Here is a 15,673-nt window from a genome sequence, read left to right on the forward strand (position 1 = left end):
AAGGGCAAGGGAAGCCGACAGGGGCGGTTCGCGCGCCCAATGGGCGACGGACACGCGGCAAAAGGGTGGATCGGAAAGCGAATTGATCTCGGGTGGAGCACCATGGACGGGCTGGGTCACGCTGAGCCGACAAGGGGGAACTCTGTGCGATTCGAGGTGTGGGCACCGCACGCCGACCGGTTGACACTCCACTGCGACGACGTCACGAGCGCGATGGAGCGCGATCCGGGCCGTCCGGGATGGTGGAGTGCCGAGGCGGACGCGCGGGACGGGACGCGGTACGGCTTCGCGGTCGACGACGGGCCCGTCCTGCCCGATCCGCGCTCGCGACGGCAGCCCGACGGTCCCGACGGGCTGAGCGCGGTGGTCGACCAGGCGCGGTACGCGTGGCGGTCCGAGTGGGCCGGGCGCGCGCTGCCGGGAGCGGTCCTGTACGAGCTGCACGTGGGGACGTACACGTCCGAGGGCACGCTGGACGCGGCGGCCGAGCGGCTCGGTCATCTGGTCGAACTGGGCATCACCCACGTCGAGTTGATGCCTCTGTGCCCGTTCCCCGGGCGGCACGGCTGGGGGTACGAGGGCGTCTCCCTGTGGGCGGTGCACGAACCGTACGGCGGCCCCGAGGCGTTGAAGCGCTTCGTCGACCGGGCGCACGAACTCGGCCTGGGCGTCGTCCTGGACGTCGTGCACAACCACCTCGGGCCGTCCGGCAACTACCTGCCCGCGTTCGGGCCGTACTTCACGGACACGCATCAGACGCCGTGGGGTTCGGCGGTGAACCTGGACGCGCCGGGCTCGGACGAGGTGCGCGACTACTTCGTGGGCAGCGCGCTGGCCTGGCTGCGCGACTACCGGCTCGACGGGCTGCGCCTGGACGCGGTGCACGCGCTGAAGGACACCCGCGCGCTGCACTTCCTGGAGGAGTTGTCGGCGGCGGTGGGCGCGGTCGCGGGCGAGCTGGGCCGGCCGCTGTTCCTGATCGGCGAGTCGGACCTGAACGACCCGCGGCTCATCACCTCCCGCGAGGAGGGCGGTCTCGGTCTGGACGCCCAGTGGAACGACGACTTCCACCACGCCCTGCACACCACGCTGACCGGCGAGGGGCAGGGCTATTACGCCGACTTCGCGCGGGCGCCGCTCGCGGCCCTGAGCAAGACGCTGACCTCGGGCTTCTTCCACAACGGCAGCTACTCCAGCTTCCGCGGCCGGCATCACGGCAGGCCGATCGACCGCGCGCGGATCTCGGCGCAGCGCCTTCTCGGGTACACGCAGACCCACGACCAGATCGGCAACCGCGCCCAGGGCGACCGGCTGTCCGCCTCCCTCTCCCCCGGGCTGCTGGCCTGCGCGGCGGCGCTGACGCTCACCGCGCCGTTCACGCCGATGCTGTTCATGGGCGAGGAGTGGGGCGCGGGAACGCCGTGGCAGTTCTTCACCGACCACACGGACCCCGAACTGGCGGAGGCCGTACGGCGGGGCAGGCGGCGGGAGTTCGCGGCGCACGGCTGGGCGGAGGAGGACGTGCCGGACCCGCAGGACCCGGCGACCCGGGACCGCTCCTGCCTGGACTGGTCGGAGCCGGAGGCGCCGGCCCACGCGCGTCTGCTGGCCTGGTACCGCGAGCTGATCGCGCTGCGCCACCGGCAGGCCGATCTCTCGGACCCCGATCTCGCGGCGGTCCGGGTGGCGCACGATCCGGAGGCCCGCTGGCTGGCCGTGCGGCGCGGTGACGTCCGGGTGGCCGTGAACCTGTCCAAGGACCCGGCGGTGATCCCGCTCGGCGTCCGCAAGGGGCGTGTGCTGGCGTCCTGGGACCCGGTCGCGGCGCCGCTCACGGACGGCGTGCTGAACGTGCCGGGCGAGTCGTGCGTGGTGCTCACCCAGGCGTGAGACGCCCTGCGGCACGGGCCGGGCGCCGCCCCTAGGGCGCCTCGTCCGGCCCGTCCCGCAGGTCCGTCACCCGCTCCAGCAGGATGGTCTCCCAGGCCCGCCGCAGCTGGGCCTCCAGGAGCGGCACGGGGTCGCCGCTCCGGCCGCGGAGGCGGTCGGCGAGGCGGACGACGGTGTCGCAGCGGGCCAGCCACAGACCGCGCAGGCAGGGCCGGGCACCGTAGCCGGCGAGCGTGGCGGCCCGGACGGCGGCGGGGGCGCCGACGGCGACCGCGAGTCCGGCGATGTCCTCGGCCGGGTCACCGACCGTCGCGCCGCTCCAGCCGAGGACTCCCCGCACCCGTCCGCCGGCGGCGGTCACGAGGTGTTCCCCCCGCAGGCCGTGGTGGACGAGGAACGCGACGCCCTGCTGCGCGGCGAGCTGGACGGCGGCGGGCTCGGCGAGCTGGTCGAGCTCCACCGGGTCGAACTCCTCGGCGGGCAGCCCGCGGGCGGCGCGGACCGCGGCGGACCGCAGGGTCTCCAGCGACCGCGGCCGGGCCTGTGGCACGCCGAGGGTCCCCGCCTGGCGTACGGGCACCTCGCGCAGCCCGGTCAGCAGGCCCGCCAGGTCGGCCTCCCCGACGGCCGAGACGCCCTGTTCCTCGGCGGAGGCGCCGGGCAGCCGGGTGTCGAGCGTGTAGGCCAGCCCGGCCGCCCATTCGCCCCGCGCGACGCTGACCGGGACCGGCACCCCGATGTGCGGGCGGACCAGGTCACGCAGCCGCAGCTCCCGGCGCTGCCGCACCGAGGCGTCGCGGTCCCCGGCGAGCCGCAGCACATGGCGTGGGCCCACCCACCAGGTGAGGTGGTCGCCCTCCTCGGTGACCGGCCGTACGTCCGGTCCGGGACCCGGGGCGCCGTCGTCGGCGAGCAGCGAGCGGACCAGCCGGCTGACCGTGTCCGGGGTGGGGGTCGGTGGCGGTTGGCTCATGGTCGCGCCCTTGTCGTCCGGGGGCGGGGGCGGAGCGGTCGCCGCGCGGTCGGTGCGTCCACGTCAGTCGACGACGACCATCTCGCGGGAGGTGTTGTTGAGCCGGCGGCCGCCGTCCTCCGTCACCGTGACGATGTCCTCGATCCGGACCCCGAAACGGCCCGGCAGGTAGATGCCGGGTTCGACGGAGAAGCACATGCCGGGGACGAGCGGCTGCTCCTCGCCCTCGACCATGTAGGGCGGTTCGTGGGTGGTGACGCCGATGCCGTGTCCGGTGCGGTGGATGAAGTACTTGCCGTACCCGGCCTCTTCGATGACGGCACGGGCCGCCCGGTCGATGTCCTGGCAGGCGGCTCCCGGGCGGACGGCGCGGAAGCCGGCCTCCTGGGCCGCGCGCACGATGTCGTGCACCGCGCGTTCCTCTTCGTCCGGTTCCCCGACGTGGACCGTGCGGGAGGTGTCGGAGCCGTAGCCGTCCTTGAGGCCGCCGAAGTCCAGGACCACCATGTCGCCGTGCTGGATGACGCGCTCGTCGGCCTCGTGGTGCGGGTCGGCGCCGTTCGGTCCCGAGGCGACGATGGTGAAGTCGACCTGGGAGTGGCCGAAGCGGCGCAGCAGGTCGGCGAGATCGGTGGAGACCTCCGACTCCCTGCGGCCGGCGAAGGTGACCTTCCGGATCTCCTCGAACGCCGCGTCGGCGGCCGCTCCGGCAGCGGCGAGCCGCTCCAGTTCCGCCGCGTCCTTGACGGCGCGGAGCATCGGCAGCGCCTCGGTCAGGGCCGCGTACCGGGTGTCGGGCAGCCGTTTCTGCAGGCCGAGCAGGTGCAGCGCCCAGCCGTTGTCACTGATGCCGAAGCGGCCGGCGGGGGCGAGGAGGGGCGCGGCGGCTTCGTAGGGGTTCGTGCCGTCGGTCCACTCGTGGAGGGTCAGCGCGGGCGCGCCGGTCGACTTGGCCGCGTCGGGTGCCTCCAGGGTGGGCACGACGAGCGCCGGGTCCTGTCCGGCCCTGAGCACGAGGAGGGTGAGCCGCTCCGTCTCGACCGGGCGGTATCCGGTCAGCCACACCATGTCGGGTCCCGGCGCCACGAGGACACCGTCCAGTCCGGCGTCGGCGGCGGCGTCGGCGGCACGCCGCATACGGGCCTCGTAGTCGACGGCGGTGAAGGGCGCGGGTGTGGCGGCGGTCATCCATGCCTCCGTGTGTGCGGAGTTCCCCAGAGGGCTACGGGCAGCATCTTCCCCCTCCGCCGGAGCCCGCGCGAGCCGATCCCCGGGGCCGCGCCTGTTTCCCACGACCCCACGCCGGGGCGGGCGGGCCCGCGCCTCGCGAACTCGGAGGCCCGGCTCCGCTCCTCGTCGCCGCGGAACGCTCCGACCGGGGGACGGTGCGAGCCGGCGGCGCCGCCCTCACGTCGCGATGCCCGGGACGGCCGACAGGCGGGCCCGGGTGCCGTTCGCGTGCCGGACGTCGAGGGTGAGGTCCCGGCCGGGCTCGGCGCCGGCGACCGCGTGGGCGAGGTCCGCCGCCGATGAGATCCCCTTGCCACCGACGCCGAGCAGGACGTCTCCGCGGACCAGACCGGCGGTGAAACCGGGACCGGGGGTGTGCACCCCGACGAGCAGGGCACCCCCGCCGTTGGGCGCGTCGACGGCCACCACCCCGAGCGCCGCCCGCCCCGACGCCCCGGTGGCCTTCGCCGGCGGGATCGGGGCGCCGCTGCCGGACGCGGTCGTGGTCCCGCCCGGCCGCGGCGCCGCCGAGGTGCCCGGTCCGCCGGACGGCCCGTGCGCCTGTCCGGCCGCTCCGGCCTGCTTCTGCAGGGCGGCCAGCCTGCTCATGCCGATCACGGTCGCGCCCACCGTGCCGAGCCCCACTCCGGACAGCACCAGCACCACCCCGACGAAGAGGCTGAACAACAGCGTGACCAGCCGCCTGCCCCGGCGCTTCGCCGCGTGCGGTCGCCGGACTCCGCCGGTGGGACGCTCCCCGGTGCCCGGTTCCTGCCCGGGCATCGGCTTGGGACGCAACGCGGTCTGTTCCATGGGGTCGCCTCCGGCGGATGCTCTGCGGATCGCCTGCGGCTTCTGCCCTACCCCGCACTCCGGCGCGCGATGGTTCCCCAACGAGTGAGACTGGCGCCCCTGTTCGAGAAGTCCCCCTCCGGGCCGGTGGTACGGCGTACCTGCACGGTGGCACGACGGAGGGCGGTGCGGGGTCCGTGCGAACCGGACCCCGTACCGCCGACGCTGTCGGTCACAGGGGCTCACCGTTGACTCATCGCGGTGTGCGGGCCGTTCAGAGGGCGACGGGCTCCGCCCGCCAGGCGAACGGCAGGCCGGGAGCCTGGTCGGGCACGAACCCGTGGGCGCGCCGGGCCAGGTCCGCCGCACCGTAACGGCGGCAGTCCTGGTGCCACTTCAGGATGCCGGCCAGCCAGTTCTGCAGCTCGACCACATAGCCCTGCATGATCCCCCGCACCTCCTCCGAGAGCTTGAAGTCCTCGAACAGGATGGGGAATTCGTGGGCCGCGACGTGCTGGAACTGCTCCATGCGCTGGGTCATCAGATCGTGGATGATGCCGAGCGCGCTCGGATAGTCGCAGCCGAAGAAGTTCTGCACGACGAGGATGCCGTTGTGGACCTCCCCCTCGTACTCGATCTCCTTCTGGTACGAGAACACGTCGTTCAGGAGCATGGCGTAGTCCATGGCCGCGTTCTCCAGCGAGCGGACGGGGCCGCTGCGGTACACCTCCGGCGGGACGGCGGGGCCGTGGCCGAGCCGGCACAGGCCCATCGTCAGGTCGGAACCGAAGGTGGCCCGGCGCATCTCCAGGTAGTCGATCGGGTCCGGGATGCGGTTCTGGATCTGGTTGGACAGCTCCCACAGCCAGCTCTCGGTCATCACGTCCACCGACGCGCGCACGGTCCTGCGTGCCTCCGGTGGCATCTCCGCGGTGGTGCGCCGCCACAGGTCGATCAGTCCGCGCTCCATCGCGTTGACCGGTACGGGGACCTCGTCGCCGTCGATGGGCATGCAGGCCGACAGACGCGCGGTGGTCAGCTTCGCGGCGGCCAGGTCGCGGCGGTTGCCGAACAGCAGCGGGTAGTAGTCGTCGCCGTACGTGCCCCAGGCGAGCCACTGCGAACTGAGGTCCAGCGCCTCGGGCGTGGCGTCGGGATGGATGCCGGCCGCGCAGAGCGGCAGGTCGTAGGCGATGAGCTTGTCCTCGTCCCAGACGCCCTCCTGGAGCATGCCCGTGCCGTACATCCAGCCGGTGAGCCGCTCGCGGGCCCCGGCGAGGTGCGGACTGAGGGTGACCTCGAACGGCATGTGGAAGTCGGGAAGTTGGGAGGGCCCGACCTTCTGGAACGGGACGTGGGTGTACGCGCGCATCCGCTCGGCACCGGCCGCGGACAGCAGACCGCCGATGTCCGCGGCGGACGTGCCGAGACCGCCCATGGCGAAGGGCCGCGGCTCGTCCGTGGCGCCCTGGTTCATGTAGCGGCTGGAGCGCATGTGCCACTCGTGGCCGCCGGACTGCCAGTCCACGAGTCCCTGCGTGTACGCGGCGACCGCGCCGACCTCCGGCGGGGTGAGTCCCTTCTCCAGGGCCAGCGCGGGCACTTCGGTGAGCGCCGTGTGCTCGAACTGGTGCAGCCGTGAGGTGAGGATGTCGTTGACGGTCTCGGCGGCCTCCTGGGTCGTGCAGCCGAAGAACGTCTCCAGGACCAGGACCCCGTTGCTCAGTTCGCCCTCGTCCTCCACCTCGCGCTGGTAGGAGAAGAGGTCGTTGCGCAGATGGACGCCGTCCGAGAACGTCTCCATCAGGACGCGCAGCGGCCTGGTCTCGGCGACGGACGCCGGGACCTCGGCGGTGGCGTACTCGACGAGACCGGCGGACCAGGGCGCGCCGCCGACCTTGCGGCGCATCTCGATGTACTCGACGGGGTTGGAGACCCGCCCTTCGTTGATGTTGGACAGCTCCCACATCGACTCGTTCAGCAGGTGCTCGGTGGAGACCGCGAACCGCCTGCGCCAGTCCTCCGTCATCGCGGGCACGGTGCGCGCCCACAGGTCGGCGAGGCCGGCCTCGACCGGGTTCTCCGGCTCCGGTACGGGAGTCGACAGGTCGAGCGGCATGAACAGCGGCAACCGGTCGAGGTAGGCCTTGCCGCCCTCGCGGTCCTGCGTGCGCTTGAAGGTCTCCAGGAAGTGGTCGTCGAAGAAGAACACCCACACGTACCAGTCGGTGATCAGGGAGAGGGCCGGTCCGTCGCAGTCGGGGTGGGTGTACGCGCACAACAGGCCGTAGTCGTGGGCGTCGAGGTCGGACTGCTCCCAGATGCCTGAGCCTTCCAGCATGCCCATTCCGCGGGCCCAGTCGACGGTGTGGGCCCGCGCCTCGTCCAGATGCGGGTTCAGCCGGGCGGTGTACGGCATGTAGAAGTGCGGGAGTTCGAACGGCTGCGTCATGGCCGGGCCCTACCCACGGCCCCGCGCGGGCATCCGCGGGCCCGGACATGATCACACCATCGCGTGAATCGGTGCGAAAGCCGCGCACGGCGGCGCGGTTTCGGGTCCGGCGGCGGGACCTGGGACCGGCCCGCGTCCTAGCGTCGCGCCTGGATCAGCGCGTGGGTGCCTCCGGTTCGCCAGCGGCCGCCCTCGGCCGCGTCGAGGGCGGCCTCGGTGGCGGGGGCGAGCCCGACGACGACATCGGACTTGAGGGTGCGCAGCGCCGCCACCGCTCCGGGGAAGTACGCGGTGGCCTCCGCGAACGGGGTGGTGGCCGGATGGAGGCGGTCGCCGATGAGGCGCCGGTAGTTGAGGTCGCCCTTCATGACGGTGACGTCGGCCGCGGCGAACTCCTGCCGGAGGTCCTCGGGCAGGTCGGCGTACGGGAGCGGGGCGCAGGCGAAGGGGTGCGCGCGCAGGGTGAGCCGGCCGTCGGCGAGGGCCGCCCAGAGCCGTCGGCCCGCCTCGCCCGCCGCTCCGTCGGCCGCGGTGAGCCGGCGCAGCGCGTCGAGGACGTCGGCGGTGGTGGCGTCGGAGACGTAGTAGGGGTACGGCTTCAGGTGCAGGACGGCGCGTCGGGCCCGGCCGTGGCGGAGCAGGTGGTCGACGAGGAGCAGGTCGGGGACGAGCTCGCGGCCCGCGTTGTCCGCGACCAGGCAGAGCGTGCCTCCGGTGATGAGGGAGCGCAGCATCGTGCCGTCGTCCGCGACGAGTTGGGAGTCGGCCGTGGACTCGCCCCCGGCGGCCTGCAGCCGGAAACCGAGGTCGGCCCGGTTGCCCCACAGCGAACCGTGCAGGAGTGCCTCCTCCTGTTCCTCGACCGGCCGGGGTCCGAGGTCGTCCAGCGCGGCGAGTTCCTCTTCGGCCTCCGCACTGTCCAGTTCGGCGAGTTTGAAGGGCCGGAAGGGGTCGATGCCCTGCCACGGACCGGGTGTGAAGTAGTCGACCGCTTCGAGGAGTCGGCGGTAGAAGTAGCTCTCGGACCAGAGGAAGGGCACGTCGAACCAGGAGCGGCCGTAGTACGCCCTGCCGCCCCAGGCGTCCCACCGGGCGCGGTCCGGCGCCGAGGCAGGGAGCGGTTCGATCACGCCCTCGGAGCTGTTCGTGAGCAGCGCGGCGAGCGCACGGCGCTGCTCGGGTCCGTACGGGAAGGCGTCCTCGACCTTCGCGAGGAGGGCCGGATGCCGTTCGGCCAGCACGCTCCACGGGAACGAGCCGCGCACCGAGGAGACGACCACCGGGGCGTCGTCGGGGGCGTCGGACGGGGCGGTGGCGTCGGGATCGGGCATGCCGTTCACCGTACCGGCCGGGCGGGACCGGCCCGCCGTGGCGGGGGCGCGCCGGACGCCGCTCCCCCGGAGGGCCCAGCGCCGGCCCGGGTGCGGCCGCCCCCGGCCTGAACACACGGCACGGCGGCCCCGTACTTCACGGTGCCCCGCGCGGGGACCGTCCGGTCGCCCGCGGTGGCACGCCGCTTCGCCGACGCACCGAGGAGACCTCCGGATGACCGCCTACCGCACCGCCACCGCGGCCGCTGTCGCCCTGGCGGCCCCGCTGCTCCTCACGACGTGGGCCGCGGTCCCCGCATCGGCGCACGGCGCCCCGACGTCACCGGTCAGCAGGGTGTTCGCGTGCTCTCCCGAGGGCGGCGGCCTGAACCGGACGAACGCCTGCCGGGCCGCGATCGCCGCGAACGGCGCGCCCTTCACCGCGTGGGACAACCTGCGGGTGGGCGGTGTGAACGGCCGGGACCGCTCGGTGATTCCGGACGGCAAGCTGTGCAGCGGTGGCCTGCCCGCCTACAAGGGGCTCGATCTGGCGCGCGCCGACTTCCCGTCCACGCGTCTGACGCCCGGCGCGTCCTTCACCCTCGCCTACAGCTCGACGATCCCGCACACGGGGACCTTCAAGCTCTTCCTGACGAAGCCCGGTTACGACCCGACACGCCCCCTGCGGTGGTCGGATCTGCCGACGCAGCCGTTCGCGACGGCCACCGACCCGGCGCTCGTCGACGGCGCGTACCGCATCCGGGCGAAGCTGCCGTCCGACCGCACCGGCCGCCAGATGCTGTTCACCATCTGGCAGAACACCAGCACGACGGACACGTACTACTCCTGCTCGGACGTGGTGCTCTCCGGAGCGCGCGCGGCGTCCACGCCGACCCGGACCGCGTCGGCGAAGGCGGGCACGTCGGCCGGCGGCAGGAGCACGCACACCCACACGTCGTCCCCGTCGGTGGCGTCGTCGGCCGGCCGGACGCCGAAGCCCTCGCCGTCCGACTCGCCCTCCCTGGTGACCTCGTCACCCACCGAGTCGGCGGGCACCGACCACCTGACGCCCGCCGCCGACAGCACGTCCGGCGGCGGCGGCGCGACCCTCCCCCTGGCCGCCGGAGCCGCGGCGGCGCTGCTGCTCACCGGCGGGGTCGCCGTCACCCTGCGCCGCCGCCGCTGATCCCGGAGGCCGCTCGGCACCACCCCCGCGCGATCGTCACCTGCGACAATCGCAACAGGACGTCATCTCGTTCGGAGATGGGCCGGCCGGGGCCGGTGACGGGCTGCTTCGGGAGTGGAGATGGATCTGCGGCAGATGGAGGTCGTCGTCGCGGTGGCCGAGGAGGGCGGATTCACCGCGGCCGCCCAGCGGCTGCACGTGGTGCAGTCCGCCGTGTCGAGCACGGTCCGCGCGCTGGAACGGGAGCTGGGAACGCCCCTGTTCGACCGCACCACGCACCGGGTGTCGCTGACCGCGGCCGGTGAGGCGTTCGTCCCCGCCGCGCGGCTGGCACTGCGGGCGGCGGAGCAGGCCCGGGCGGCCGTCGACCTGGCGCGGGGACAACTGCGCGGGAGGCTCACCGTGGGCACGATGCAGGGTGTCTGGGCCGACCTCCACAAGCCGCTGGCCGCGCTGCGCGCCGAGCATCCGGGCGTGGTGGTGCGGCTGCGGCAGGCCGCGGTGACCGACATCCGGCAGGCGCTGCGCGAGGGCACGGTCGACCTGGCCGTGGTCGCGCTGGACCGGCAGCAGCAGCGCGGTCTGGTGACCCGGCTGCTCTCCCACGAGGAGATGGTGCTGGTCTCCGCCCCGCGGCGGACGCTCGCCACGTCCGGCCCCGACGGTGCGGTCACGCTCGCCGAGACGGCGCGGCTGCCGCTCGTGGACTTCGTGCCCGGCTGGGCGATCCGGCTCTCCGTGGACCGGGCGTTCCGCGCGGCCGCGGTGGAACGGGAGACGACCTTCGAGGTCAACGACATCGTCGCCGCGGCCGAACTCGTCCGCAACGACCTCGGCGTCTGCGTCATGCCCGCCTCGATCGCCGCGCGGTTCCCCGACCTCGGCACCCACGCGTTCGACCGGCACGCGCCGCACTGGAAGGTCATGCTGGTACGACCCGCAGGCGAGCCCCCGCCGGTGGTCGCCGCGCTGCTGCGCCACATGACCTGAGGACCCGTCAGACGGTCGGCCGTACGGAGTTGTTCACGCGGATCCGGCCTCGACGGGCGGTACGGGCTGCGGGGTCATGCGGTGCAGCCCCTTGCGGTCGTAGTAGCGGGTCATCGCGAAGCCGAAGAGGAGGCCGATCGCGGTGCCGACGCCGATCATCAGCCAGGCCCGGTAGAGGCCCGCGTCGGCCCGCGCGTCGAAGAAGAGGATGGCCCGCACTCCGTCGCTCAACTGCCGCATGGGCTCGAAGATCGAGAGGAAGCGGTAGAAGCCGGGGACGGCCTGGAGCGGCACGGTGGCACCCGAGGACGGCAGGCCCAGCACGATGAACACGAACATCGACACGAGCTGCCCGATGCCGCCGAACGCCGCGTTGATCGCCTGCACACCCAGCCCGACGGCGAGGCTCGCGCAGTACGAGTAGATCCACAGCAGAGGCAGGTGGGTGGCGTCCATGCCGAGGATCGCCACGGTGGCCAGCATGACCAGGGAGACCGTCAGCAGGGTGATCCCCACGGTCATGCCCATCTTCAGGAGCAGCGTCTGCGTGCGGTTGATCGGCACGGTCGGCCGGCGGGTGTGCCAGGGGCCGATCTCGCTGTCGGCGTAGCCGAGGGCCGTGTCGACGCCGGTGCTGATGAGGTTGGCGCCGAGGAACCCGGCGAGCACCAGGAGCAGGGTGTAGTAGAAGGCGCTCAGCCCGAGGCCGCTGTGCCGTCCGATGGGGTGTCCGACGCGGGTGACGACCTGGACGGGTTGGGCGAGGAGCAGGCGTGTGGTGGGGTCGGCCTTCGCGGTCGCGGGGGACGCCGTCAGCTGTTTGCCGATGGTGGCCGAGGCCTGCTGCGCCGCGGCCGTGGTGATGCGGCTCGCCAGGGAGGAACCGAGGCTGCCCATACCGGGGTTGGTCAGCACCGTCAGGGTGGGCCGCTTCGTGGCGTTCGCCGTCGTGAGGGCCGCGAGGGAGTCGGTGAAGTTCGTCGGGACCTCGAGGGCGCCGTAGATCTTCCCGGAGGCGAGTTCGTCCTGCGCCTCGGCGGGGGTCAGCCGGCGCCACTCGACCGTGTCGGACGTGCCGTCGGAGACGATGGCGGTGGTGACCTGGGTGCCGACGTTCTGGCGCTGCCCCGGGAGCGGCTTGCCGAGGTCCGCGTTGACGAGCCCGATCGGCAGGTCGTGCAGGTTCCGCTCCGGGTTGACGATGCCGCCCATGTAGAGCAGCGACAGCAGCAGGGCGAGCAGCGCCGTCAGTACGGTGGGGAAGATCCACAGCTTCGGCCGCGTCAGCAACGCGCCGGCCCGGGCCCCACCCCCCGACCCCCGCGGCCCTCCTCCGGCCCCCGACCCGACACCGCCGCTCCCGGCACTGCCGCCACCGCCGCCGCTGAGGAGGGCATCACCGGTCGCGTCTCCGACCGGGTCACCGACGGGGTCACGATGGCCGTCGTCGTCGGGGTGCTTGCTGTCGGCGTCCATGCTTCTCCATAGGGTCCGGGCGGCACGGGACCGTCGGGGGCGCGCGGCCCGGCCGGGGATCCGGGGCCGCAGGTCAGGCCAGGATCGGTCGTCCCCGGGCATCACGGCCGCCGACGCGCCGACCGACCGGTTGACGGCCGCGATAACCTGACGGGCACTCGGACACGGGCCACACCGGATGACGCGGCGGTCCGTGGAGGGGGCGAACGGGGTGCGGGGCGCGAGTGTGGCACACGCTTCGAAATCGGTCTTCTGTCCGGCATGCCGTGTTCGCACCTCCCGCAGCATCTGCCGGATCAGGGGGATGCGGCTGACTGAGACCGCGGTCGCCTTGGATGATTGCGAGCACAACCAAATCGGCACTGTCCGTGGATGCTTGGGCCGGCGCCTGACGCAGCCCGGAATCTGAAGCGACCACGGGGAGAATGGTGCGCAAGAGCAGGGAGATGCGTAAGTTCGCCGACACGCTCATCGATCCCATCCGGGTGAAGCTCCCCGCGGACCCCGAGGACGTGTTCGCCGGGCTGGTCGCGTCGGTCAACCAGTGGCGCGGTCGCCCCGTCTTCGTCCACCGGGCTCCCTTTCCCCCGCACACCGCGACCGGTCTCTGGCTCGAACGCGACACCTACGACGACGTCATCATCGAGGAACGCGCCATCGGGTGGCACCAGATCGTGATCCTCGCCCACGAGGTGTGGCACATGAAGCAGGGGGACGCGGCGCCTCCGCACCGGGCGGCCACCGGTGACGGAGACCAACCGGCCGCCGCCCGGACCGACTTCGTCCTGTCGGCCGAGCAGGACGCCGACCAGTTCGGCATGTTGGTCGGCCGTCGCCTCAGGGCACTCCTGGAGGCGACGGAGAACTCGGTCCTCGGGGCCGGGCCGGACACCTCGGACGACCTCGCCGGCCGGATCGGGGCCGCCCTCAACTACCGCGGAACCCGGCGATGAGCGGCCTCATCAACTACGCGAGCTGCGGGGTGCTCTGGCTCGGCCTGACGATCAAGGCCCCGGATCTCGTGCGCCACCGGCACGACCCCATCCTGCGGGTGATCTGCGCGGTCATGGCACTGGCCGGCCTCTGCTTCGTCCTCGGCTCGCCCCCGACCGTCGGCGCCATCAACCGAGTCACCGGCGTACCCAACCTCGCGGCTCCCCTGACCTACGCGTCCATCACCGCCTACAGCGCGACCTCCCTCGTCCTGATCGTCTACTGGAAGGGCGGCCCCGGTGTCCGCCGGATCGCCCGGTACCTGATGGCCGGCTACGGCACCGTGATCGTCGGCGTCGCGGTTCTGTTCGCCCTCGGCGACACACCGGCGGAGCGCCGTACCGACTTCGACACCTACTACGCGCAGACGCCGTTCGTCGCCGGGGCGATCGTGCTGTACCTCGTGGCCCACCTGGCCGCCGTGGTGACGACGGCGTCGTGGTCGCTGCGCTGGGCCCGGGAGGTGGGCGGCTGGCTCCGGGCCGGGCTGCTCACCCTGGGAACGGGCACCGTGGTCGGCGCGGGCTACAGCCTGTGCAAGCTGACGGCCGTCGTCGCCCGCTGGTGCGGCGCCGACTGGGCCTCGCTCGGGACGAAGTTCGCTCCCGGGTTCGCCGGCCTCGGCGCCCTCCTGACGGTCGCCGGCATTCTGGTTCCGTGGGCCGGGCCGAGCCTGATGACATGGCTGCTGCCGTGGCGGACCTACCGGCGGCTCGCGCCGCTGGAACACGAACTGGAGGCGGTCCTCGCCGAGCGGAGTCTTCGCCTGCCCCGCCCGTGGCCGTCCTCCCCGGCGGCGTTGTTGATCTGGCGTCAGACCAGCATCCACAACGCGCTGAGTTACCTCGACGCCCTCTTCGCCCGTGACGTGTTCGAGCAGGCGCACGACCGGACGATGGAGGCCACCGGTGACCGGGAGCGGGCGCAGGCGGCCGGATGGGCGGCGGCGATCGCCGCGGTCATGCGGGACGTACGCGACGGACGGCCACCCGCCGCTCCGGGCGGCGGCAGTCCGGTCGCCGAGGCACCCGACGCCGCCGCACTCGTCCGCATCGCCGAGGCCCTGATTCCGGCGGACGGCGCCGCGGCCGCCCGCCCGCGGCGGAGCGGCCGCACGGGACACCGCACGACCGCGACGTCCCCCGCACCGGCGACGCCCTCCAGCACCCGGGGCGCTGAACGGAGTCCTCACGCATGAGCCTGGTCGTGTACCTCGCGGCGGCCCTTCTCGCTCTCACCTGCGTCCTGCTGTTCCGCCGGCCGCGCTCGGCCCTCCGCAATCCGCTGACGGCGTCCACCTGCGCCGTGGTCGCGATCGGCGCGGTGTGCTTCACCTGCTCCGCACCGATCACGCTGGCGACGGTGAACCGCCTGACGGGGATACCCAACTTCGGCGCCCCGCTGACCTACGGCATGATCTCCGCGTACAGCTGCAGCTGGGTCGTCCTGCTCGTCCAGTGGAGGGGCGGCCCGCCCGCCCTGCTCCGGCGGATGACCCTGGTCGGTACCGTCGTGTACGGCCTGCTGATCGTCGCGATCATCGTGCTGTTCACGCTCGCGGACGCCGGCACCGAACGGCTGCGGGACCTCGACACCTACTACGCGAACACGCCGTACATGCGCGAGATGATCGTGCTCTACCTGGTCGGCCACGGAGCCTGCACCCTGGTCATGGGCGTCGTCTGCCTCCGGTGGATGCGTGAGGTGACGGGACCGCTGCGGACCGGGCTGCGGCTCATCGTCGTCGGTCTCGTCTTCGACCTCGTGGGCTTCGAACTCGCGAAGATCACCGCCGTCGTCGCACGGTGGCTGGGTCACGACCTCGACTTCCTCTCCACCACGCTCGCCCCGCCCGTGGTGTCCGTCGGTGCCCTGTTCTGCTCCGCCGGGTTCATGCTCCCCCGCCTCCTCCCCCCGGCGATCACCCACTGGCGCAGCCTGGGCGACTACCGCACGCTGACCCCGCTGTGGCGGGAAGTACGGTGGGCCGCGACCACACCGAAGCCGGAGCCGTCCTGGTGGGAGCTGCCCCACGCACGGCTCCAGCGGCTGGAGGTGTCCATCCATGACGCGCTCCTCGCCCTGACCCCCCACTTCGACGACCAGGTGCGCCGGATCTCCCTGACGACCGCGCTCCACGACGGCAAGACACCCCGTCAGGCACGCGTGATAGCCGAGGCCGCCATGCTCGCCGACGCCGCACGTCACGCGGACTCCCCCGACGGCGCACCGCTCGGAACGTCCAGCGGCTGCCGCCTGCGCACGCTCGACGGCCTCGGTACCCGGGGGCTCGTCGAACTCGCCCAGGAACTCGGGCAGTCCCCCGTCGTCGCCGCGGCCCGGCAGGGTTCGGTGGCGGCATCCCGTGAGTGAATTCCAAG

General features: G+C 73.0%; 12 protein-coding genes. 6 read left to right on the forward strand and 6 right to left on the reverse strand.

Going from position 1 to position 15,673, the window contains the following annotated elements; genetic code table 11:
- The first annotated feature begins 144 nt into the window (after positions 1 to 144).
- Positions 145 to 1,890 carry a malto-oligosyltrehalose trehalohydrolase gene (treZ, locus tag OG406_RS10705; RefSeq protein ID WP_266851858.1) on the forward strand — a complete coding sequence of 582 codons (1,746 nt, stop codon included), beginning with the start codon at positions 145 to 147 and terminating at the stop codon, positions 1,888 to 1,890.
- A gap of 31 nt (positions 1,891 to 1,921) precedes the next feature.
- On the opposite strand, the gene OG406_RS10710 is transcribed toward treZ, so the two are convergent.
- The 5 genes from OG406_RS10710 to OG406_RS10730 form a co-directional block, all read right to left on the reverse strand.
- A complete protein-coding gene (locus tag OG406_RS10710) occupies positions 1,922 to 2,863 on the reverse strand; it encodes a phosphotransferase family protein (RefSeq protein ID WP_267048796.1) in 942 nt (313 codons plus the stop codon).
- A gap of 63 nt (positions 2,864 to 2,926) precedes the next feature.
- Positions 2,927 to 4,051, reverse strand: coding sequence for an aminopeptidase P family protein (locus tag OG406_RS10715; RefSeq protein ID WP_327408687.1), 1,125 nt, complete (start codon positions 4,049 to 4,051; stop codon positions 2,927 to 2,929).
- A 219-nt stretch (positions 4,052 to 4,270) separates the two neighbouring features.
- Positions 4,271 to 4,906, reverse strand: a complete 636-nt coding sequence (locus OG406_RS10720) for a PDZ domain-containing protein (RefSeq protein WP_329185476.1) — start codon at positions 4,904 to 4,906, stop codon at positions 4,271 to 4,273.
- A 253-nt stretch (positions 4,907 to 5,159) separates the two neighbouring features.
- Positions 5,160 to 7,337 carry a germacradienol/geosmin synthase Cyc2 gene (gene cyc2 / locus OG406_RS10725; RefSeq protein WP_164375050.1) on the reverse strand — a complete coding sequence of 726 codons (2,178 nt, stop codon included), beginning with the start codon at positions 7,335 to 7,337 and terminating at the stop codon, positions 5,160 to 5,162.
- A 137-nt stretch (positions 7,338 to 7,474) separates the two neighbouring features.
- Positions 7,475 to 8,668: a damage-control phosphatase ARMT1 family protein gene (locus OG406_RS10730; RefSeq protein WP_329185478.1), complete on the reverse strand. Its 1,194-nt coding sequence runs from the start codon at positions 8,666 to 8,668 to the stop codon at positions 7,475 to 7,477.
- Between the two features lie 214 nt (positions 8,669 to 8,882).
- Between OG406_RS10730 and OG406_RS10735 the strand changes: the two genes are divergently transcribed.
- Positions 8,883 to 9,833, forward strand: coding sequence for a lytic polysaccharide monooxygenase auxiliary activity family 9 protein (locus OG406_RS10735; protein WP_329185479.1), 951 nt, complete (start codon positions 8,883 to 8,885; stop codon positions 9,831 to 9,833).
- A gap of 120 nt (positions 9,834 to 9,953) precedes the next feature.
- Positions 9,954 to 10,823: a LysR family transcriptional regulator gene (locus OG406_RS10740; RefSeq protein ID WP_329185481.1), complete on the forward strand. Its 870-nt coding sequence runs from the start codon at positions 9,954 to 9,956 to the stop codon at positions 10,821 to 10,823.
- Between the two features lie 33 nt (positions 10,824 to 10,856).
- Here OG406_RS10740 and OG406_RS10745 read toward each other — a convergent pair whose 3' ends face one another.
- Complete coding sequence (locus tag OG406_RS10745) at positions 10,857 to 12,299, reverse strand: YhgE/Pip domain-containing protein (RefSeq protein ID WP_267048793.1); 1,443 nt, start codon at positions 12,297 to 12,299, stop codon at positions 10,857 to 10,859.
- 446 nt (positions 12,300 to 12,745) lie between these two features.
- On the opposite strand from OG406_RS10745, the gene OG406_RS10750 reads away from it, so the two are divergent.
- The 3 genes from OG406_RS10750 to OG406_RS10760 are packed head-to-tail and all read left to right on the forward strand — an operon-like array spanning position 12,746 to position 15,665.
- Entirely contained in the window at positions 12,746 to 13,252 is a 507-nt protein-coding gene (locus OG406_RS10750) for a toxin (RefSeq protein WP_203661611.1), read from the forward strand.
- A complete protein-coding gene (locus tag OG406_RS10755; protein WP_329185485.1) occupies positions 13,249 to 14,490 on the forward strand; it encodes an MAB_1171c family putative transporter in 1,242 nt (413 codons plus the stop codon). Before OG406_RS10750 ends, OG406_RS10755 begins: the two co-directional genes overlap by 4 nt.
- Positions 14,487 to 15,665 carry an MAB_1171c family putative transporter gene (locus tag OG406_RS10760; RefSeq protein ID WP_267048791.1) on the forward strand — a complete coding sequence of 393 codons (1,179 nt, stop codon included), beginning with the start codon at positions 14,487 to 14,489 and terminating at the stop codon, positions 15,663 to 15,665. Before OG406_RS10755 ends, OG406_RS10760 begins: the two co-directional genes overlap by 4 nt.
- The last annotated feature ends 8 nt before the right edge of the window (positions 15,666 to 15,673 follow it).

Origin of the sequence: Streptomyces sp. NBC_01428 (assembly GCF_036231965.1) — a bacterium.
GTDB lineage: Bacteria > Actinomycetota > Actinomycetes > Streptomycetales > Streptomycetaceae > Streptomyces.

Bases quoted from the DNA above. Each gene is read 5' to 3' on its own strand.
- OG406_RS10710 (WP_267048796.1), bottom strand. From the start codon at position 2,863: ATGAGCCAACCGCCACCGACCCCCACCCCGGACACGGTCAGCCGGCTG.
- OG406_RS10715 (WP_327408687.1), bottom strand. From the start codon at position 4,051: ATGACCGCCGCCACACCCGCGCCCTTCACCGCCGTCGACTACGAGGCC.
- OG406_RS10720 (WP_329185476.1), bottom strand. From the start codon at position 4,906: ATGGAACAGACCGCGTTGCGTCCCAAGCCGATGCCCGGGCAGGAACCG.
- cyc2 (WP_164375050.1), bottom strand. From the start codon at position 7,337: ATGACGCAGCCGTTCGAACTCCCGCACTTCTACATGCCGTACACCGCC.
- OG406_RS10730 (WP_329185478.1), bottom strand. From the start codon at position 8,668: ATGCCCGATCCCGACGCCACCGCCCCGTCCGACGCCCCCGACGACGCC.
- OG406_RS10735 (WP_329185479.1), top strand. From the start codon at position 8,883: ATGACCGCCTACCGCACCGCCACCGCGGCCGCTGTCGCCCTGGCGGCC.
- OG406_RS10740 (WP_329185481.1), top strand. From the start codon at position 9,954: ATGGATCTGCGGCAGATGGAGGTCGTCGTCGCGGTGGCCGAGGAGGGC.
- OG406_RS10745 (WP_267048793.1), bottom strand. From the start codon at position 12,299: ATGGACGCCGACAGCAAGCACCCCGACGACGACGGCCATCGTGACCCC.
- OG406_RS10750 (WP_203661611.1), top strand. From the start codon at position 12,746: ATGCGTAAGTTCGCCGACACGCTCATCGATCCCATCCGGGTGAAGCTC.
- OG406_RS10755 (WP_329185485.1), top strand. From the start codon at position 13,249: ATGAGCGGCCTCATCAACTACGCGAGCTGCGGGGTGCTCTGGCTCGGC.
- OG406_RS10760 (WP_267048791.1), top strand. From the start codon at position 14,487: ATGAGCCTGGTCGTGTACCTCGCGGCGGCCCTTCTCGCTCTCACCTGC.